The sequence below is a fragment of the Brucella sp. NBRC 12953 genome (assembly GCF_040369775.1).
Taxonomy (GTDB): Bacteria; Pseudomonadota; Alphaproteobacteria; order Rhizobiales; family Rhizobiaceae; genus Brucella; species Brucella pseudogrignonensis.
This window is the reverse complement of sequence record NZ_BAABSV010000003.1, coordinates 280354-300607: the sequence shown is the minus strand read 5'-3', so window position 1 is coordinate 300607 and position 20254 is coordinate 280354. Positions and strand designations below refer to the sequence as shown.

Below are 20254 nucleotides of genomic sequence, written 5' to 3'. Positions count from 1 at the left end.
GCTGCGAAAACTTTCGCTGAATTGCTGATTTTCGTTTTTACTTTGAAAGCTTTTGATAGCGCTTGATAAGGCGATCGCGCTTGAGTTTTGAAAGGCGCTGAAGCCAGAAAATACCGTCGAGCTGGTCAATCTCGTGTTGATGGCACACAGAGAGCAAGCCATCGGATTCTTCAGTCTGCTCCGTGCCATCGATATCCTGATAACGCAGATGAATGCGCGCATGTCGTTCAACATCGTCCACGACACCTGGCATGGAGACGCTCCCTTCCTGATGGCGAATTTTCTCATCGGAAGCCCATGTGATTTCAGGATTGATATAGGTCTTGGCGCTGCCGGGGCCGGAAAGCTCAAGCACCACAACACGCGTCAGAACGCCGATATGCGGAGCTGTGATGCCGATGCCGGGTGCTGCGCGCAGCGTGTCGAGCAGATCCTGTGCGAGAAGACGCAGATCATTATCAAAGACGGTGACAGGTGCTGCTGCTGCACGCAAAGCTGCATCCGGAAATTTGACGATCTCTCTAACGGTCATTCTGCTTCTCTGCTCTTCGCTGTCTGCCGACTATGGAGCTGAGCAATGTCTTTATTTTGCAGAATGCGCAAGCGGGCACCGCAATATGCAGTGCCCGTCAGTGGTTCAGAACGAGACTTACTTGGCGTTTAGGAAATCTGCGACTTCGAGCAGGATAAACTCGTTATTCGCAGCTTCGCCGATCTGGCGACCGCCCGAGAATGGCAGATTGTTGTCATTGGCGATCAGGATATGCGTATCGTCAACGCGCATCACGTCTTCAATGGTGAAGAACGGGAAGGTAAACTTGCCCTTGAGCTCGCGTGCTGCTGCGGTCTTCAGGATTGTCTTGTTGTCAGGGTCCTGAATGTCCATCAGATTGATATGACCGATACGATGGATGTAGCCGTCTGCGTCGATCTTCGATGTATCGACGAGAACGATGTTCTTGACCTTGGCTGGCAGCGGGTAGCAGGCCGAAAGATCGTCGGTCTTGCATTCAAGGCTTGGATCGCCTTCGCCATTGTCACGCTCGATGACCAGCGCACGGGTGTCATCGACAAAGTTGAAATCGCCGATAGCGGTTGCGCCTTCAGCCAAACGGAAACGGTAGCTATTGCCTGTCCATTCGCCCTTACCGGTGTCGAAAGTGATGACGCGCAGGAAATCGCCTTCCGGCTTGCCACTGTCGTCAAAAAGCGGCTTTTCAAGCATGGCCCAGAGCTGGTTGGTCTTTGGCTGCAATGCCATGCCTTCGTAACCACCCGAACGCTGAACGCGATAATCCTTGCCGGCCACCGCTGGCACGACGATGCCCGGTGTATCCGGTCCTGTCAGCTGCTTACCATCGAGCATGGTTGGATAGACGGCTTTCACGCGGCCATCGAGACCAGCGCGAATGATGTAAGGGCCAAACTCATCACCAATCCAGATTTCGTCATTGAGATACTGAATGCTTTCCGGGTCAAAATCCGCACCGGTCAGGTAACGGCCATCGGTGCCTTCATAAGCGATGCGGAACGGCACTTTCTTGTCGGGATCGCGCAGAAATACCGATTCCACGCGCTCAACCTTGCCGGTTTCAAAATCAGGCTTCATGCGGTGGAAGAACAGCAATGCATCCGGGCTGTTGGCCTTGGTGCCAAAACCGTTGTCGGTCAGTGTGAAAATGCTGCCATCGGCTGCGCGGCTCATCGCGAAACCTGACATGCCCTGTACCGGCTGGCCGATGAAGGGAAGCGAGATGCCAGTGGTGTGGCTGCCATAGGCCTTGCCGACATCGCCCATGACGCTCATTGGCTTGTCATTGCGTGCCTTGCCGGTGAACTTGCCGGAAACCCAGGCGTCGCGGGGTGCATCGGCAGGCGGTGTTATCAGCGTCAGAGCTGGCAGATAGGCGTGACCTGCCAGTTTAGCGGTGAATGTCTCTTCAGCCATGGCCGAAGACGTCATAGCAATCGTGGCAATGGAAGCGAGAAGATAACCAAGGCGCATAAGGGACCCCTAAATTGCGAAAACAAACGCAATGGTCCTTAAAGGGGCCCTGTGACGGGTGATTATCATCACGATTAAGGTTTGATGACAGCTACTATGGAAGCTTGATGACGACGAACTGGGTAAACTGGTCGGCATTGAAATTATTGTCGCACGCGATCACCAGCGTTTTCGCACCATCGATTTCCGGACCCCATGTGATGGATTCGATATTGTCGATATCGAGCCCGAACGTTCCCTCATCAAGACGCAGTAAGAGTTCTTTCTTCAACGGTGTGGCTGCGATCCCCTCAAGCGATGATTTGCCGTTCACATCAGTCGCACCTTCGAAGGATGCGCGATAAATGCTGATGCGGTTGCCCACACCGTGAGCGTAGCTTCGCTCCACAGTGAGAAGATTCGGCCCATCCGTCATGAACTCGCTTAATCCATTGTCGTTCCAGAAAGGCGGCAGCGTTGCCTTTGCGAAAACCGGATCAGTTTCATAGACATGCTCGGCGGTTGCTTCGCCCGATGCGATATCGAAGGAGATGATGCGCGGCTTACTGCCTTTATCAAGCGTGGCAATCTCACCATCCTGAGCCAGAGCATTTTCAGTGCCTGCAAGCAGCGTCTTGCCGTCGGCTGTGATGGTGAGACTTTCAAAAGCCAGGTTGTTTCGCGTGCCACGCGTTTTATTCTCATCTGGCAAATAGGCTTCCGGCAGTTTGAACTCACGAACAAAGCTTCCATCGAGCTTCATTTCACGAACAGAAGGCTTGCCTTTGCGGTCGCCTTCGCTGGACCAGTAAAGCGTCTGGCTTTCAGGGTTGAAGCGAATGCTTTCCGCATCGACATCCTTGATTGCAAAAGGCTTTCCCTCGGCATCAAGCAGGGTGTTGGTTTCCAGAATATCCAATCCGTGAATGCCGGATGCGTCGATATCGAGTTTAAGCTTGTAGAAACGGGCAGGTGCCTTCTCTGAACGGTCATCGGAAATCGCATAATAGACATTTTGGGCCGGATCGCAATCAAGGCCGGAAATGCCGCCAAACTCAACGCCATTGAGTTTCAGGCCGGTAGGCAGAACAAACTCGCCGACCAAAGCGGGCACTTTGTCTTGCGCAAAGACAGGCAGGGCTGTGCTGAGCAGAAGTGCGGTCAATGGAATGATCGAGAGCGTTTTGCGTATCATATGTCACCTGTCTGATTGATCCGCAGACAATTAGCCCAAGTTTTTTACACCTGCATGAATACCAGATATTTTGAAAATTATTATTTATAAACAATGAGATGGATCAAAAAAGTTGTTCTTGTGAGTTGCAAGCTCTTTGTTCAAAAGGGGAGTTGCCCTCTCAATAGCCGGCAAAGCAAGTTTTACCAATTAATCGGCAAACTGTTATACCAGTGTCATCTAGCTTTCTTATCTGACCCTCACACGCATTACACAGTGGGGATTTCTGATATGCGCAAACTGCTTCTTGCTCTCGCCTCAGCAACCATGCTGACGACTGCGGCTGGTGCTGCAACCGTCTATCCGATTGACAGAGCGACAATCCTTGTCAATTCGCCATTCGATTTCAAGGTTGAGTTCGATAAGGTCGTTAAGCCAGAGGACGTGAAAGTCACCATCAATGGCCAGGATTATGAAGCTGTATTTGGCAGCAAAGCCGAGTTTACCGCTGAAGAAAAGGGCGCAGAAGACAAGGTTCTGGGCTCTGCTCTTATTCTGCGCGGACTGAAAATCGGCAAGGCTGGCGATTACAAGGTCGAAGTTTCTGCTGGCGACGAAACCAAGTCGGTCAATTGGGATGTCTATGCGACCGGCAATGAAGCCAAAGCCAAGAACATCATCTTCCTGATCGCTGACGGTCTTTCGGTCGCGCACCGCACCGGCGCGCGCATCATGTCGAAGGGCATGACTGAGGGTAAGGCCAATGGCCGCCTCAACATGGATGATATTCCACCTGTTGCTTTCATCGGCACGTCGTCGACCCATTCGATTGCGACCGACAGTGCCAACACCATGTCGGCTTACATGACGGGCCATAAGTCACGCGTGAATGCACTTGGCGTTTATGCCGATCGTACACCCGACAGCCAGGACGACCCGAAGGTTGAAACCATTGCAGAAGCAATGCGTCGTGAAACCAAGAAGTCCATCGGCATTGTTTCGACATCCGAACTTCAGGACGCGACACCAGCCGCGCTGGTCGCACATACGCGCAAGCGTTCCGACAAGGCTGATATTGTCGGCATGATGTATGATGTGAAGCCTGACGTTATTCTTGGCGGCGGTTCTGCTTACTTCCTCGCCAAAGACGTTCCGGGTTCCAAGCGCAAGGACGACAAGGATTATATTCAGCTGTTCAAGGATGCCGGATATGCGCTGGTCACCAGCAAGGACGAGCTTGCTGCATCGGGTGAGTCCAATCAGGACAAGCTGCTCGGTCTTTTCCACACCGGCAACCTCGATGTGACGCTTGATCGTGAGTTCCTCAAGAAAGGCACGGTTGACAAGTTCCCGAACCAGCCGGGTCTGGTGGAAATGACCAAGACGGCACTCGAAAAGCTCTCCAAGAATCCGGAAGGCTTCTTCCTGATGGTTGAAGGCGCATCGGTTGATAAGATGAGCCATCCGCTTGATTGGGATCGCGCGCTGGTCGAAACCATCGAGTTCGACAGGGCCGTTGGCGTTGCCCGCGAATTTGCCGAAAAGAACCCGGACACGATGATTATCGTCACCGGTGATCATACCCATGGCGTTGCCATCATTGGTACAGTCGATGATGAAAAGCCGGGCGATGAAATGCGCGAAAAGGTTGGCACTTACGATGCCGCCGGATTCCCCAATTACGAAGACACCAATGGCGACGGTTATCCGGATCGCATCGATGTTTCGCGTCGTCTGTTCCTCGCCGCCAATAACGGCCCGGATCATTACGAAACCTTCCGTCCAAAGATGGATGGCGCCTTCGTTCCAGCCGTTAAGAACGAGAAGGGCGAATATGTAGCCAATGAGGCTTACAAGGATGTTCCGGGCGCAGTCTTCGTTCAGGGCAACATCCCTAAGGAAGATGACACCGGCGTTCACGCGGTCGATGACGTTGTTCTTCAGGCAACGGGTCCAGGTTCCGAGGGTCTGCGCGGCTATATGGAACAGAGCGATGTTTACCGTGTGCTTGCTGACACCTTTGCGCTCGGCAAGGCAAAGTCTGAGTAATCTTCGTTTGATTAAGGGCAGGCGGGTTTTCCGCCTGTCCACTTCTCTTCAGGAGGACAGGATGCGCACAGGACCGCATTTCAATCGCAGGCAACTCATGCTTGGTGCATTGGCAGCTGCGCCTTTGATGTGCATTGCAAACAGGGTACAAGCCGCAGAGCAGCTTGGCTTTGACAATCTGTATAAAAGTTTTGGCGTGCTGGGTCTGGAGTTTTCCGATCAGGTTAAAAATGCTTCCGGCAAGGAAGCGGCAATCAGCGGGTTCATGGCACCGCCACTCAAGGCTGAAGCCAATTTCTTTGTTCTGACCGAAATTCCGATGTCGATCTGCCCATTCTGCTCGTCGGATTCCGATTGGCCCGACAATATCATGGTCGTTTATCTGGCATCCAAACAGACATTCGTGCAGTTCAACGCGCCAATTCTGACGCGCGGCACGCTGGAATATGGTTCATGGACAGACCCTGAAACGGGCTTCGTCAGTCAGCTTCGTCTGCGTGATGCTTCTTTCAAAACAGTCTGATGATGATGCTTGCCAAGCCATCGGGTCTGTCGCTCGATATTACCGATCTGGAAGTGCGCTTTCCGGGGTTGGCTCTCCCTGTGCTTTCCATTGAAAAGTTTAATCTGGTTGCTGGTGGTCATCTGGCAATTACCGGTGCCTCCGGCTCGGGGAAAAGCACGCTGGTCAACGCTATAACGGGTCTCGAACCTGTGAAAGCCGGCAAAGTAGTTTGGGGCGAAACGGCAATCAGCAGCCTGTCTTCTTTCAGGCGCGATGCGTTTCGTGCGCGCAACATTGGTCTGGTGATGCAGGATTTTCACTTGTTTCCCGGCCTTTCCGCACTGTCCAATGTGCTATTGCCGCTCAAATTGAGTTTTGGGGTGAAGGCTGATGATCGCGCACGCGCGCTTCAATTGCTTCAAACAGTCGGAATAACCCGCCCGGACCAACATATCGAAACGCTGTCGCGCGGTGAGATGCAGCGCGTTGCTATCGCGCGTGCGCTTCTTTCTAAACCCGGCGTGATCGTGGCCGATGAACCGACTGCAAGCCTTGATCAGAAAACCGGTGCCGATGTTGCCGAGCTTCTGGTGCGGCTTGCGACCGAAGAAAAGGCGACGTTGGTGGTCGTCACGCATGATCCGCAGCTGATGCAATATCTGCAGCGCCGCATTCGCCTTGAAGGCGGAAGGATTGCAAGCGACAGCGCGGAGATGGAATTGTCATGATCGCATTCATTCTTGCCGATCTGCGCCGTTTCTGGAGTGGTGCCGTTGCCATCATCGTTCTGCTGGCTTTGTCAGTTGCATTAAGTTCGGTCGTAACCTTGCAGGAACGGGCTGTGCGGCTTGGGACGGCGCGGGCATCTGAAAAGTTTGACCTTGTGATCGGTGCTGCAGGAAGTGACACGCAGCTCACACTTTCGTCCGTCTTTTTGCAGCCGTCGCCTCTGCCGCTTATGTCGGGTGCGATGCTGGGCAAACTTGCCAATGACAAGCGCGTGGCCTTCGCAGCACCCATAGGCTTTGGCGACAGCGCGATGGGCTTTCCCATTGTCGGCACGACAACCGAGCTTGTTTCCGCCCTGTCACCGCAGCTTGCCGAAGGCACGATGTTCGCACGTCTGGGCGAGGCAATTATCGGTTCGGCAGTCGATCTAGCTGTCGGTGCTAAAGTCAATCCAATGCATGGTACGGTTGAGACCGGCGGACATGCACATACCGAGGTCAGCTATCATGTAGCTGGCAAAATGGCTCCGACCGGCACTGCTTGGGATCGGTCCATTCTGGTTCCCATTCGCACTGTCTGGCAGCTGCATGGCATGGAAGCTCATGAAGAACACGAGCATGACGACCATGCTGAAAAGCCGGGTAACGGATTTGGTGTGCTTACCAATGAAAAGCCGCATAACCATGATCACGAAATCGACGTCAATGCGCCGCTTGATGAGGCTTTCGATGCCGATAGCCCCGGTGTTCCAGCTATTCTTGTAAAGCCAAAGACGATTGCGGATGCCTATCGGCTACGGCAGGAATATCGTTCTGATCGCACATTGGCGATCTTCCCGGCAGAGGTTCTCACAAGGCTCTATTCAACATTGGGAGATGCCCGCAGCCTGTTGCTTGGTATCGCCATCGGTACGCAAGTGATTGTGGTTTTCGCCTTGTTGTTGGTTGCGGTCATGCATATCGGCGCGCGAAAACGTCAGATCGGTGCGCTGCGGGCGCTTGGTGCGCCGGTTCGCTCCATCATGGCGATTGTTTGGGGCGAATTGTTTTTCCTGCTGCTGCTTGGAATCTTTCTTGGCCTGGCAATCGGCTATGCGGCAGCGCGGGCCATCACATCATGGCTCACCGCAACAACAGCAGTCAGGATGCCGGTGGAATTTGCGATGAGCGATGTCTGGCTTGCTATTGGCTTTATTGCTGTTGCAGCGGTGGTTTCACTGGTTCCGGCGTTGATGACGCTGCGCATGAGCCCGGCATCTGCTTTGCGTTCATGATCTAAAAAAGTGGCCGCAGCAACATTTCCAAACCAAGCAGCAGCAGACAGATCAGAAAGCCGCGTCTGAACATGACGGGACTGATTTTCCTGCGAATAACTTGTCCGGCCCACATTCCAGCGAGTGCCGGAACAATCGCCATGGTGGAGATTGCGAGTTGATCAAAAACCAGCGCTCCTTGAACCCCGAGCCCTAAAGCCAAAGCGATTGTCGATATGGTGAAGGACAGGCCAAGCGCTTGAACGAGTTCGTCTTTTTCAAGTCCAAGTGCTTGCAGATAAGGCACTGCCGGAATCACAAACACGCCGGTCGCTCCGGCAATAAAGCCTGTGATCGCGCCTACGACCGGTGACAACCAGGTCTCAAGCTTCTGAGGGACCTTGAAGGGATGTGCCAGCAGTGTGAAGGCTGCATACAGGCTGAGACAGGCACCCAGTGTACCGGTTGTGATAGTGGTATCACCCTTCGCCAGCCAGGAAACACCGAGCATTGTGCCGACAATGATTGCGAGCATCATCGGCCATAACCGTTTGACCAGCGCGACCGAATTTGGTCCGGCAATCATCTGCCAGACATTGGTCGTGAAAGACGGCACCAGCAGCAGGCTTGCCGCTGCCAGCGGTGAGATGAGGCTGCCCAGCACGCCCATTGCCAGTGTCGGCAAGCCCATGCCGGTGATGCCTTTGACAATACCGGCAGCAAAGAACGTGGCTGCAATCGTCAATATCAGTGTCGTTGATAAATCGAACATGGCTTTGCATGGACCATCTCAGGCACTGGAACAATGTGGAAGTTCCGCAACATGGCTTCGGCTGGTCCGAAGCCTGATTATGCGATAGTCTTGCCTTATGCGCTTTGACCTGACTGACCTTCGCTTGTTTCTCGCTGTGGTAGATGCTGGCAGTATCACCCATGGTGCCGCCGATGTTGGCCTTTCTCTGGCGGCGGCCAGTGAGAGGCTGCGCGATATGGAAACGCTCAGCGAAGTGATGTTGCTTGAACGCGGACGACGCGGCATCACGACGACCGAAGCTGGCGATGCGCTGGTCCATCATGCGCGCGCGATCCTGCATCAGATCGCGCAGATGCGGGGCGAACTTGGCGAATATGCAAAAGGTCTGCGCGGGACAATCCGCGTTCTGGCCAACACTGCTGCGATGACGGAGTTTCTTCCGGCGCGGCTTGCTCCCTGGCTCGCACGCAACCCTCAGGCCGATATCGACCTGAAAGAGCGCCAGAGCATTCAAATTGCCAGAAGTATCGCCGGAGGTTTTGCTGAAATCGGTATTCTGTCCGATGCCGTCGATACCAGCGGATTGCATCTGCAACCCTTTGCCATTGATCGGCTGGTGCTGGTCAGCGCGCGGGATCATCCGCTTGCCCTACGCAACAGCGTCCGGCTCGACGAATTGCTCGACCAGCACTTTATCGCGCTCGGTACAGGCGCATTACAGGATCACATCGATGCACAGGCTCTGAAAATCGGCCTGCGGCTTAAAACGCGTATCAGGTTGCGGACCTTTGAGGGTATCTGCCGGATGGCGGGCGAAGGCGTGGGCGTTGCCATCATACCGGAAACGGCGGCGCGGCGTTTCCGGCGATCTTCTTCGATAGCGATCATCAAGCTCTCCGACAGTTGGGCAACACGCCAGCTGGCAGTCTGTGTGCGAGATGAAACGACATTAACGCCTTTGGCAAGGAGCCTGTTTGCACATCTGACCTCAGACGAGCGACAGGCCTGATGTTTTCTGCGAAACAATCGGACTTGGGGCTGTAATCAGCCGCTTGCCGGTGTCTGCGCTGAAAAAATGCAGCTTATCGGTGGCTGCCGTCAATTGCATATGATCGCTGATCGGGATGTGAGGCGGAAAGGCTGCGGTTATCCGCTGCTCGCCAACCATACCATGGACGAGGCGCTGGGCGCCGAGTTCTTCGACATGATCGAGTGTGAAACTAAGTGCATTCACACCGTTCTGCGCCAGAACGAGATCCTCCGGTCTGATCCCCACTGTGAGCGGATCGGATGAGGGAAGACTGCCTGAAAGCTGCAAGGTAGCGTCATCGATCATCAGACGGTTGCCGGCGAGCCGGGCATTAAGGAGGTTCATAGCTGGTGAGCCGATAAAGCTCGCGACAAAAGTCGAGGCCGGATTGTGATAAACCTCAAGCGGGGTTCCGATCTGCTCGATACTGCCCTTGTTCAACACGACAAGACGATGCGCGAGGGTCATGGCTTCGAGCTGGTCATGCGTTACATAAAGCGAGGTCGTGCCCAGCCGCCTTTGCAATCGCTTGATTTCGCCGCGCATGGTGACGCGCAATTTGGCATCGAGATTGGACAGTGGTTCGTCAAAAAGGAAGACGGAAGGCTTGCGCACGATTGCGCGCCCCATGGCAACGCGCTGGCGCTGACCGCCAGACAATGCCTTCGGTTTGCGATCAAGAAACGGTTCGATCTCCAGCATACGGGCGGCTTCCGCCACGCGTGTTTCGATTTCGGCCTTGGGTGTTTTGCGGTTGCGCAGGCCATAAGCCATATTGTTATAGACGCTCATATGCGGATAGAGCGCATAGTTCTGGAACACCATTGCGATGTCACGATCAGCAGGTTCAACCTCGTTGACGATGCGTCCGCCAATGCTGACTTCACCGCCTGAAATCTCTTCAAGACCAGCAACCATACGCAGCAGGGTTGATTTTCCGCAGCCTGACGGACCCACCAGAACGATAAATTCACCTGCACGGATATCGATGGATACGCCTTTCACGGCTTCCACTCCACCAGCATAGACCTTCTTGAGGTTCTTCATGATGATACCGGCCATTTTTCTCCATTTCCGCAAAGCAAAATGTCATGCGCTTTGCATCTTCAAATTTGAGATTTCAACGCAGGACCAAAGCGCTTACAGCGGTTCCAGTTAGAAATGAATCGTTGGAACCACTGTAACTATTTGTTTTTACGCATTATCCGACGCAAAACCGCTTCGCACTTTTGCTGGAAATGCTATAATACTTTTCCTGATCCCGCTGTTCCAGCCAATCGGCGGTTGCTTTGCTGGCATTGCGCGCGGCATCTTCAATTGCTGCTCCCGCAAGCAGCGCGGATACGAGATTGGCGCTGAAATGGTCGCCCGCGCCGATCGTGTTTTTGACAACCGCACGTATCATAGGGGTGACATTCCTTATTTGCTCGCCATCATGGATGGTGATGGCGCGCGCACCGTCGGTCATCACGAGATGCTTCAGGCGGGAACCGCAGAAATGCTGTGCTTTGTGCCAGAGCGCATTGTCATCCAACTCCGGAAAATCGCCTTTTGAGCCGATCATGAGATCCGCTGGTCGTGGCACAGAGGTCTCAGATAAGGGAAACTGAGACGCCACCAAACCTATTGAATCGAGTGCTTTAAGGATCGTCGCATCTGGGTTGAAGCAATTGATATAAGCAGCATCGGCTTTGACATTGCCATCAAGCCGGAACAATCGCATCGGTCCTTGGCTCGGTGTTAAAATCGTGCGCTCGCCTGAAGGCTCAAGCAGAATGTCGGTGATGTGGGTGCCGCTATCTCGCTTGCAAACATGCTGCATGTCGAAGCCGAGTTCTGAGAGCTCAGAGCGGGCTGTTTTACCAAGCGCATCATTGCCAAGCGAACTGACCAGCGCCACCTCATGCCCCAGCGCCAGAAACGGTGAGCCGGTGAAATACCCACCGCCACCGAGCCTTGTCTCACGCTTTCCCCACGAAACGCGGGAGCCGGATTTGAGTGCCCCGTCCAGCTCCCAGATCCGATCATGGTTGAGATGTGCGATTACCAGAACACGCGCCATTATTTCTCTCCTGTGCCGACAGAGAATGCTTCAACGATGTAACGTTGCGCGAGAAGAAACATGCCGAGTACGGGCAATACGGAGAGAAGGCTGGTCGCCATCAGTGGTCCCCATGGGGTTTCAGCGCCGTCCACATCAGCAAACATCGCAGTGCCCGTGGTGAGTGTCTTTCGGCCGGTGTCTTCGAGGACGAGTTGCCCCCAAAGGTAGATGTTCCACGCGCCCATGAAAGAAATCACGGAAAGGGCTGCAATGGCTGGCAGCACGTTGGGTATGGCCACATCCTTGAACTGTTTCCAGATACCGCAACCATCGATGCGTGCTGCTTCAAACATTTCGTCGGGAAGCGAGCGGAACGACTGTCTGAAATAGAAGACATAAAAGCCGATATAGGGGATCGAAGGGATGATCATGGCCCAATAGGTATCGAAGGCCTGTATCTTCACCACCGCGATATAGGTGGGAATGATCGCGAGAACCGTCGGAAAGGACATGGTGGCAATCACCACCCAGAACAGGAACTGTTTGCCGCGAAATTCCATTCGGGCAAAAGCATAGCCCGCAGGCAGGCTGATGATGAGTTTGCCCAGTGTAATGGCAGCCGATGTCACCACGGAGTTAAACAGCCACCACCAGATCGGATAACGATCCGCTGCAAGCTGGAAGTTCGACAAGGTGATCTGCTCGGGCCAGAACCGCAGCGCCTTTTGCGCAATCAGTTCGTTTGGTGTGAATGCAGATGTCACCATCCACAACAGTGGAAACAGCGTGATGAGCGATAGCACAATCAGAAGAATATGGAGTGTTCCACGCTGGAGCGTGGTGCTGAGAGAATTTGCAGTCATTGATAATGGACCCGCTTTTCGCCGAAGCGGAACTGCGCCCAGGTGATGAGAAGGACTGCCACGATGATAATCATGGCCACTGCACTTGCTCTGCCGAACTGGAAGAACTGCAGGCCCTGCTGCCAGAGGAAATAAAGCAGATTGGAGCTTCTGCCCGCTGGTCCGCCACCCGTCAGAACGTCAACGACGCCCACAATATCATCGAGTACCGAGAATACGGTTGTGACCGAAATGAAAAAGGCGGTCGGCGTAATCAGCGGCAGTTCGATGGTGAAAAAGCGTCGCCATGCACCAGCACCATCCAGTCGAGACGCTTCGCGCAAAGACTGCGGAACATTGGCAAGCGCTGCGATCCACAACAGCATGTTGAGGCCGAAGCTTTTCCAGAACGTGACGACTGACACAGATAAGAGTGCGAGATCCGGATCGAGGTGCCACATGGATGTCGGCAATCCGAACCAGACGAGAACTTCGTTGAAAAGCCCGTTGACCGGATTAAGCAGCCATGACCATGCAACGCCTGCAACAGAATAGGCGAGGATGGTCGGCAGGAAGAAAGCGCCGCGATAGATGCGTTCGAGCCTGGAGCCCTGCACCGCATGGATCATCACAGCGATAATCAGCGGTAGAATGATCTGCGCCGGAACGAGAATGATGCAGTAAAGCACCGTGTTCCAGGCTGCGAGCCGGAAATCGGCGTCAGCAAACAAGCTTTTGTAATTGTCGAGCCCAACAAAGCTGACATCGGTTGAAAGCAGGTTCCAGTCAACAACCGACAGAACCGCCGAGGCGATGATCGGGCCATAAAGGAAAACAATGACGGAAAGGACGGCTGGCCCCGCGAAAATCCACGGAGCCAGCTTTGCAAACAGAGGTTTCGACATTTCGCGTCAGGCATCCACCAGCACGGTTGCAAGTTCGTCATGAGCTGATTTGAGGCCGGATTTGATATCCGTTTCTTTCAGCAACATGCGTGATACCCATTTGCGCCAGATGTTCTGGCCTTCAAGACCGCGCTTGCCCGGCCAGATGGTTTCGGCAGTCAAACCATCGGTAAGCTGACCCGCAGCAGGTTTCATGAAGTCGTTAATCAGCGGAATATCGTGAACGGATGTGTTGAGATAGCCAACTTCCGACCAGATCTTCTGACCTTCAGGCGAGGCGCAGAATTCAAGGAACGCAAGCGAAGCCTTCGCCTGTTCGTCATTCTTTGCACAGACAGCGAGGAAGTTTCCGCCGCTGTTCATGTTACGGGCATGGCCCGGAATGCCGGGGAAGCGCGCGGTGATCGCCTTGGCATTACCAAACGGGAAGCTGGCAGCGCGTGTCGAACTCGTGGTGCAGATCGCAAGCGCGCCAGCTTCAAAAGCGGCATCCTGCTCTTTGCCGCTGACGGGGGTCCAGAGCCCCTGATGGGCTGGCTGGCAGAAAAGTTCCATGCCCTTTGCAGCCTCGTCGCTGTTAAGCGCAAGCTTGCCTTCGGGGTCGATGATGTAGCCACCGGCATTCTGAATGAAGGACTGGCTGGTCCATTCATTGTTGGAAAGAGCCAGTGCCGACCGGTAGGTGGCATGTTTACCTTTGAGTTTTTCATCAAGCGTGCGCGCAGCCTTATAGAGCCAGTCTGTATCCGGATATTCCGGAAGGTTTGGATCAAGACCGGCTTCCGCCCAAAGAGCGCTGTTGATGAAGGTGATCGGCGTGGACATTGCCCATGGCAGGCCAATCACGGCATCGTCGATGGTGACCAGCGGCATCAGCGAAGGAACGAAATTCGCAATGATGGCCTTTGCCTTGGTTGAATCGATTTCGTTGAGATCACGGGCACCAAGGGTACGGCGTGCGAAATAGCCGAACTTCCAGCCCGTTACCATGATTGCTGGCGGCTTGCCTGCAGCGATGCCGGCGAGTGCCTTGGCAGTCGCTGTTTCATAATCGCCATCGAAGCGGTTGGTGACGGTGACGCCGGTCTTCAGCGCGTTGAAAGCGTCTACGACTTTCTGAAATGGCTTGTCCGGTCCCCAGATGCTGGAGATTTCAATTTTGGCGTCGGCGGAAAAAGCCGAAGAAATACCAAAAGTGCTTGTGGCTGCCAATGCAGCGGAGGCTGTCAGAAAACTGCGCCTTGAAAGTTCAACCATGTCCGTCACTCCTGTGTCCGATTTGGGCACAAACTATCGGGCGTGAATGACATGCGAATTGTGAGTTTCTACCGGCTCTTGCGCTATTTGCCCGTTTAATGACCGTTTTGGTGAGATTTTGTCGTATTCCTGTGAGGTAAGTTCGTTAGGCCTGCCGCGACGTAACAACGGCATGACCTTAAAATGGCACAAAGACTTCTTCGGCCCTCGGATCGGCAGGATCGAATCCGTGATCGTCTCATCAGACAGGGCGACACCACCTGCGCGGAACTGGCGAGTATATTCGCGGTTTCAGAAGAAACCATCAGACGAGATCTTGCTTCTTTGGAGGAGAGGGGGCAAGCGATGCGCGTTCATGGCGGGGCGCGTGCCGTCACGGCAAAGGGGCTGCCGCATATTGACTTGCGTATCGGCGCCGATCGTGAAGCCAAGGAGCGAATTGCCCGGCTTGCTCATGGACTGCTTAAACCGGGTATGTCGGTATTTTTCAGCGGTGGTTCAACCGCCCTGGCCACCGCTTGGGAGGCGCGTCATGAACCACCGATCATCGCCACATCGCTGATGGTCGATATCATGATTGTCCTGTCTATGGGCGGGCAGACTGATCTTACGCTTTGCGGCGGGCAATTCGACAAGCATTCCCGTGCTTCATTCGGTTTTGAGGCGATGGAAATCATTTCGCGTCGTGTTTTCGATATCGCCTTCATGGGAGCAAGCGGCTTTGATGTGCAGCGCGGATTGCTCGGACCGTCGGACAGGCATCTTCAGCTTGCGCAAGTGGTGCGCCGCCAGACAAGAAAATTCGTCGTACTGGCGAGCCATACGGCGCTGCAAAGATCGGACAAGTTTTCGATCCTGCCAACATCCGGCATTGATCTGGTGATCACGGATCAGCCACCGCCCAGTGCGGTTTATGCAGCGCTGGAAAGAGCAGGGGTGGAGATCATTTACTGATCTTGAAATCAGCCCGGACCAGAGGGGCCGGGCTGATATGTTGGTTTGGCAGTCTTATGACTGATGATGGCTGACGGACTTTTCCGCGTCTTTGGTTTTTACAAGCGATATGACAATGCCTGCACCAAGGATCGCAAACGTAATGCCGAGCGACCAGGACGGTGGGAACTTTTCCCAGCCCATCAGGTCCGCAATGAACATCTTGGAGCCGATGAAGATCAGCAGGATCGACAGCGCATATTTAAGATAGGCGAAGCGATGCAGGATGGCTGACAGGGCAAAGAAGAGCGCTCTCAGGCCAAGAATTGCGAAGATATTCGATGTGTAAACGATGAAGGGATCGGTGGTGATCGTGAAGACTGCCGGAACGGAGTCTACAGCGAAGATCAGATCCGCCACTTCGATCATGATGAGCGCCAGGAATAGTGGCGTTGCGAAGCGTACCATCTTGCCGGTCGCACTGTCTTTCAACCGTACGAAGAAGGCATTGCCGTGCAGTTCATCCGTGACACGCATGTGTTTACGGGCAAAGCGCAGCAGCGGGTTTCGGCTCATATCCGGTTCATCATCTTCACCCGAAAACAGCATCTTGATGCCGGTGATGATAAGGAAGACCGCAAAGAGATACAGAACCCAGTGATAGTTTGCGACGATTGTGGCGCCGAGGCCGATCATAATGCCGCGCAACACGATAACACCGAGAATACCCCAGAAAAGGACGCGGTGCTGATATTTGCGCGGGATTGCGAAGAAGCTGAATATAAGCGCGATAACGAAGATATTGTCGAGAGCCAGTGTTTTCTCGACCACGAATGCGGTGAGATATTGCGCTGTGGCCTCGCTGCTCATCTGCCACCAGACAAAGCCGGAAAAGGCCAGTCCGAGTGTGATGTAGAAAGCCGACATTTTCAGGCTTTCACCGATTTCGATCTCATGGTCTTCCTTGTTGAAGACGCCAAGATCGAGCACCAGCAAAGCCAGAACGATGCCGATAAACACCAGCCACATCCAGACCGGTGTTCCCATGAAGAGTGAAGTAAAGATTTCCATATCCGACCTCTGTTCAAATCTAACAAGGTCGGCTGGGGTTTACCGGGCTGACCTCGAGCTTGCTCGAAGTGGCCGACATCACGGTTTGGAAAAACCGCCAGAGGGGCCCGGTCCACTGGCTATCACTTAGGAAACGATTTTGCGGTTTCAAGCCAGGCTCTGATTATTTTTCGTGTGATAGAGCAGTCTCACGGATTAAAGGTTGAAAGAACGCTGGTTTATACTGGCTTCTGGATAGCCTGCAGCAATTCGGCGGGATCAATCGGCTTATGAAGCAGCATATAACCGCTCGCGGAGGCTTCGCGCAGTCTTTCAGGCGATGTATCACCTGTGAGGATGATCACTGGCAGCTCGTATCCAATCTTATCGAACAATCTGCGTGCGGCCTGTGTTCCTATCATGCCGCCTTCAAGGCGGTAGTCCACGATGACCAGGTCAGTTTGAGAAGGTTTCGCTGTTTTATCGGCCTGCCAGGCGGCATATGTTTCGTCAGCGTTGCGCCCCGCATAGGCTCGATACCCCCAAACGTCGACAAGCCCCGCGAGTGCATCAAGGACGGTGCTTTCATCATCAATAATGAAAATGTTTCCACCCGTCTGAAGCGGGCTTCTGGCAGGCTTCTTCGGTTGGCGCTGGTCAACGACAAGCGGTACGACGATTGAAAACATCGATCCTTTGCCGGGTTGCGAGCAAAGCCGGATCGGATGATTGAGCAGCTCTGCTGTGCGTTTCACAATCGACAGGCCGAGTCCCAGTCCTTTGTCGCGGTCACGTTCAGGATTATGCAGCTGCACGAATTCTTCAAACACTGTTTCGTGCTGGTTTTCGGCGATACCGAGCCCGGTGTCATAGACCTGAATTTCGATATTACTGTCTCTGAGACGACAGCCAAAGAGTATGCCTCCGCTTGTCGTGTAGCGAATGGCATTGGCGATCAGATTGGCTATTATCTGCCGCAGCATCATGGGGTCGCTGTCTGTATGAAGGTCACATCGGACCATTCTCCATCGAAGACCTTTGCTTTCGGCAAGGCCCGCAAATTCGCTGCGAAGATTATCCTGTAATTCGCCAATCGAGATGGTTTCGCGATTGGGTGTCACAATCTGAGCGTCGAGGCGTGAAACATCGAGCAATGCGTTGAGCAGATAGCTTAGATTAGCGACGACGTTTCTGACCTTTCCAGCAATATTAGCCGCGTCGGCGCCATTGACATTTCCTTTGCCTGCGAGTGCTGCCAAGGTCGAATTGAAGAGGCCAAGTGCATGTACCGGCTGCCGGAGATCGTGACTTGCAGCTGCGAGGAAGCGCGTCTTTGCGCGATCGGCAGCTGCGACTCTGTCCCGTTCACTTTTGAGCTGATCAACGAGTGTCTCATTTTCAAAGCGCAATCGGATCGTTTCGGCCAGATCCCGGTGGGTCACACGTCCATGATGCACGTTGATGATAACTAGACAGGCAATCAAAAACAGATAGGCGTTGTAAATCTCTCCCTCACTCATGAGGCAATAGATCGTGCTTGGCAGAACGGTTGTGAACAGAGATCCTACGAGGACCGGAAGAAATGCCGACGAAGTGGGTACGGACCCACAGGTCAGACCAGTCATGACGATCATTGCGAAGGAAAGAAGGTGTGGTTCGCCCGAGAGAAAACCGATCAAACCCAGTAGTCCCCAGTTCATACCCGATAGCCACGAGAAGCCAGCCGCTGTCCAGGCCCATTTCAAATAAGTGTCTGGTGTTTTTGGATGGCGGAAAAACGCGCGGGTGACGATCATGCGAAGGATTGTCAGAAAATAAACCGAAACACACCATGCAATGAGCCACACATTGGGCACTTTGCCCCAGAATATCAGAAGCGAGGGGATCGGCACGAAGATGTTGGTCAGCAGCACGCCTGCCGAATGCTTGTAGAGCGTATTGATCAGCGCCTGCTTGATCCGCGTCTCGTCTATCGGATTAACTCTCGTAGATTTTTTGTGTTGTTCAGAGAGCGCTAATGCCACCATAATGCTATCCTGTATTCGCTTGTGGGCTTGAGGGGCATCTTATCGATGAGGGAAAACTACCGGGTAATCTTGGCTGACGATCACAATATCGTCCGCGAGGGACTTAAACTACTTCTTTCTACTTTAAGCGAAACAGTTGTGGTTGGAGAGGTCGGTGATTGTTCTTCTTTGTTGGGGCTTCTGGCTCAGACGCCTTGCGATATGGTCCTGCTTGATCTTGGTATGCCGGGATTTCACAGCTTTCAGTTCATAGAACAATTGCGAACGACCTATCCAAAGTTGAAAATTCTCATTCTGTCTGCAAACAGTGAATCCCGCTCGATCCGAGCCGCACTTGATGCTGGTGCCAATGGTTATCTGACGAAAGATGGCGATCCGAGTGAATTACTTGCCACCATCACCAATCTGAAAAACGGTCACAGCAATGGCGCAACTCATATTGGTGCCGCGATCAACCGTCCGAGCGGCCATGAGCCTGAACCCAATATCGATGTCTTGTCGCCCGTGCCGCTTACAAGACGTGAGCTGCAGTTTTTGGCATTGATTCCAAAGGGTACGACGACACGGGAAATAGCGGACAGGCTCGGTATCAGCGTTTTCACCGCCCGCAAGCATCGCGAAAACCTCATGCGCAAACTCGATCTCCATAGCAGTGCCGAGCTGACGGCCTATGCGGTGCGTCTTGGATTGCCATCGGCATAATATTGCGGTCGCGGCTCTGGCAGAAGCCACCCCAACTGCCAGAACCGCCATTCAAGCAATGGCTTGCTTGAATGTAAGCGCATGTGCTGCTGTTGACCAAAAGCTACCAAGTAGGCTGGCAGCATGAAATACGGCACCTGTCGTATTTTAGCAGTTGCATCAGGAGAATATGGTCCCCTCCAATCCGCTGCCGGATCGTCGGCGGTAAAACGGGGCGGCGACCATGTTTGGCAAATACGCAAATTTTGGTGAGGATGGGCGGTCAGTTCTGATCTCAGTTCTGGCGCTATTGCTGGGGTCGCTTTTGTTTCCGAGCGAGAAGGCACTCGCGGGTGAGGCTTTACCGTCGGACAGAGTTGATGCAGCGGTTGTCTTTGCTGTCGATCGGTCATCGTTGCCAGATGTCGATGATGTCCAGATGGTGCGCGAGGGGCATATAGCGGCACTGCGTTCTTTGCACCGCGTTATGACCAGCGGCCCGAACCAGTGTGTGGCAATTGCCTATATCGAGTGGTCGGGTGACAGCCAGTCTGAATCTGTTCTGCCATGGACGCGCATCTGCGATGAAGGCGATGCTGAAGCTGCAGCTACAGCGATAGCACTTTATCGCTATGATGGTATTAAGCGCGAGGCCGGCACAATGCTGGCGGCAATCAATGCGGCTTTGGCTGATGTGAAAATGGTCACATGGAGTGCGAACAGGCTGATTGTAAATGTATCGACTTATGATGGTGGTCCGGCGGATGTCTCCCACACAAAAGCCGATATAACCAACATCATTACAGTGCGCAAAGATGTCCTCCACGATCAGGGATCGGGCAGGCGTTTGCAGGTCGCGTCATCGGCGGATTATGTGGCCGCAATTGAGCGGAGTTTGATGCTTGAAGTTGGCGGCGATAGAGCCTTTTACACGAAGCCAGAAGAGCCGAATATCAGAACGGCAAAGACGGATATCATACCTTAGAAAGATGAAGCTTCGGGGGCGCTGGTCCCCGAGGCGATTATGCATCTATCTGT

Annotated in this window: 19 protein-coding genes; 8 read left to right on the top strand and 11 right to left on the bottom strand. The window is 53.7% G+C overall.

The genetic code is table 11. From position 1 onward, the window contains the following. Positions 1 to 37: 37 nt before the first annotated feature. The 3 genes from ABWV94_RS08920 to ABWV94_RS08910 form a co-directional block, all read right to left on the bottom strand. Positions 38 to 532 carry a peptide deformylase gene (locus ABWV94_RS08920; protein WP_353413269.1) on the bottom strand — a complete coding sequence of 165 codons (495 nt, stop codon included), beginning with the start codon at positions 530 to 532 and terminating at the stop codon, positions 38 to 40. A 117-nt stretch (positions 533 to 649) separates the two neighbouring features. Next, on the bottom strand, positions 650 to 2005 hold the full coding sequence (locus ABWV94_RS08915; protein ID WP_353413267.1) for an esterase-like activity of phytase family protein: 1356 nt from the start codon (positions 2003 to 2005) through the stop codon (positions 650 to 652). A gap of 94 nt (positions 2006 to 2099) precedes the next feature. Continuing rightward, positions 2100 to 3179: an esterase-like activity of phytase family protein gene (locus ABWV94_RS08910; protein WP_353413265.1), complete on the bottom strand. Its 1080-nt coding sequence runs from the start codon at positions 3177 to 3179 to the stop codon at positions 2100 to 2102. 270 nt (positions 3180 to 3449) lie between these two features. On the opposite strand from ABWV94_RS08910, the gene ABWV94_RS08905 reads away from it, so the two are divergent. From ABWV94_RS08905 to ABWV94_RS08890, 4 genes are all read left to right on the top strand, one after another. Next, complete coding sequence (locus ABWV94_RS08905; RefSeq protein ID WP_353413263.1) at positions 3450 to 5207, top strand: alkaline phosphatase; 1758 nt, start codon at positions 3450 to 3452, stop codon at positions 5205 to 5207. A 61-nt stretch (positions 5208 to 5268) separates the two neighbouring features. After that, positions 5269 to 5730 carry a hypothetical protein gene (locus ABWV94_RS08900; protein WP_353413261.1) on the top strand — a complete coding sequence of 154 codons (462 nt, stop codon included), beginning with the start codon at positions 5269 to 5271 and terminating at the stop codon, positions 5728 to 5730. Further along, the gene (locus ABWV94_RS08895) at positions 5730 to 6440 is read left to right on the top strand and encodes an ABC transporter ATP-binding protein (RefSeq protein WP_353413259.1); all 711 of its coding nucleotides are present in this window, start codon (positions 5730 to 5732) and stop codon (positions 6438 to 6440) included. The genes ABWV94_RS08900 and ABWV94_RS08895 overlap by 1 nt, the downstream gene beginning before the upstream one ends. Then, positions 6437 to 7714, top strand: a complete 1278-nt coding sequence (locus tag ABWV94_RS08890; protein ID WP_353413257.1) for an ABC transporter permease — start codon at positions 6437 to 6439, stop codon at positions 7712 to 7714. Before ABWV94_RS08895 ends, ABWV94_RS08890 begins: the two co-directional genes overlap by 4 nt. A 1-nt stretch (position 7715) precedes the next feature. On the opposite strand, the gene ABWV94_RS08885 is transcribed toward ABWV94_RS08890, so the two are convergent. Next, positions 7716 to 8465 carry a sulfite exporter TauE/SafE family protein gene (locus ABWV94_RS08885; RefSeq protein ID WP_353413255.1) on the bottom strand — a complete coding sequence of 250 codons (750 nt, stop codon included), beginning with the start codon at positions 8463 to 8465 and terminating at the stop codon, positions 7716 to 7718. 97 nt (positions 8466 to 8562) lie between these two features. Between ABWV94_RS08885 and ABWV94_RS08880 the strand changes: the two genes are divergently transcribed. After that, on the top strand, positions 8563 to 9456 hold the full coding sequence (locus ABWV94_RS08880) for a LysR family transcriptional regulator (RefSeq protein ID WP_231193321.1): 894 nt from the start codon (positions 8563 to 8565) through the stop codon (positions 9454 to 9456). On the opposite strand, the gene ABWV94_RS08875 is transcribed toward ABWV94_RS08880, so the two are convergent. The 5 genes from ABWV94_RS08875 to ABWV94_RS08855 form a co-directional block, all read right to left on the bottom strand. Continuing rightward, entirely contained in the window at positions 9436 to 10539 is a 1104-nt protein-coding gene (locus ABWV94_RS08875) for a sn-glycerol-3-phosphate import ATP-binding protein UgpC (protein ID WP_353413253.1), read from the bottom strand. The genes ABWV94_RS08880 and ABWV94_RS08875 overlap by 21 nt on opposite strands. Before the next feature lie 139 nt (positions 10540 to 10678). Beyond that, entirely contained in the window at positions 10679 to 11539 is an 861-nt protein-coding gene (locus ABWV94_RS08870) for a PfkB family carbohydrate kinase (RefSeq protein WP_353413251.1), read from the bottom strand. Next, positions 11539 to 12384, bottom strand: coding sequence for a carbohydrate ABC transporter permease (locus ABWV94_RS08865; RefSeq protein ID WP_353413249.1), 846 nt, complete (start codon positions 12382 to 12384; stop codon positions 11539 to 11541). The genes ABWV94_RS08870 and ABWV94_RS08865 overlap by 1 nt, the downstream gene beginning before the upstream one ends. After that, the gene (locus ABWV94_RS08860) at positions 12381 to 13268 is read right to left on the bottom strand and encodes a carbohydrate ABC transporter permease (protein WP_313028878.1); all 888 of its coding nucleotides are present in this window, start codon (positions 13266 to 13268) and stop codon (positions 12381 to 12383) included. Before ABWV94_RS08860 ends, ABWV94_RS08865 begins: the two co-directional genes overlap by 4 nt. A gap of 6 nt (positions 13269 to 13274) precedes the next feature. Then, positions 13275 to 14525, bottom strand: coding sequence for an extracellular solute-binding protein (locus tag ABWV94_RS08855; RefSeq protein ID WP_353413247.1), 1251 nt, complete (start codon positions 14523 to 14525; stop codon positions 13275 to 13277). Between the two features lie 183 nt (positions 14526 to 14708). Between ABWV94_RS08855 and ABWV94_RS08850 the strand changes: the two genes are divergently transcribed. Next, positions 14709 to 15479, top strand: coding sequence for a DeoR/GlpR family DNA-binding transcription regulator (locus tag ABWV94_RS08850; RefSeq protein ID WP_353413245.1), 771 nt, complete (start codon positions 14709 to 14711; stop codon positions 15477 to 15479). A 54-nt stretch (positions 15480 to 15533) separates the two neighbouring features. Here ABWV94_RS08850 and ABWV94_RS08845 read toward each other — a convergent pair whose 3' ends face one another. Together ABWV94_RS08845 and ABWV94_RS08840 are read right to left on the bottom strand one after the other, a co-directional pair. Next, positions 15534 to 16529 carry a TerC family protein gene (locus tag ABWV94_RS08845; RefSeq protein ID WP_064321313.1) on the bottom strand — a complete coding sequence of 332 codons (996 nt, stop codon included), beginning with the start codon at positions 16527 to 16529 and terminating at the stop codon, positions 15534 to 15536. A gap of 218 nt (positions 16530 to 16747) precedes the next feature. After that, positions 16748 to 18535: an ATP-binding response regulator gene (locus ABWV94_RS08840; protein WP_353413243.1), complete on the bottom strand. Its 1788-nt coding sequence runs from the start codon at positions 18533 to 18535 to the stop codon at positions 16748 to 16750. 69 nt (positions 18536 to 18604) lie between these two features. Here ABWV94_RS08840 and ABWV94_RS08835 point away from each other — a divergent pair, with 69 nt between their 5' ends. Further along, positions 18605 to 19237: a response regulator gene (locus ABWV94_RS08835; protein ID WP_231193316.1), complete on the top strand. Its 633-nt coding sequence runs from the start codon at positions 18605 to 18607 to the stop codon at positions 19235 to 19237. Between the two features lie 223 nt (positions 19238 to 19460). Continuing rightward, on the top strand, positions 19461 to 20201 hold the full coding sequence (locus ABWV94_RS08830; RefSeq protein ID WP_353413240.1) for a DUF1194 domain-containing protein: 741 nt from the start codon (positions 19461 to 19463) through the stop codon (positions 20199 to 20201). Positions 20202 to 20254 lie beyond the last annotated feature (53 nt).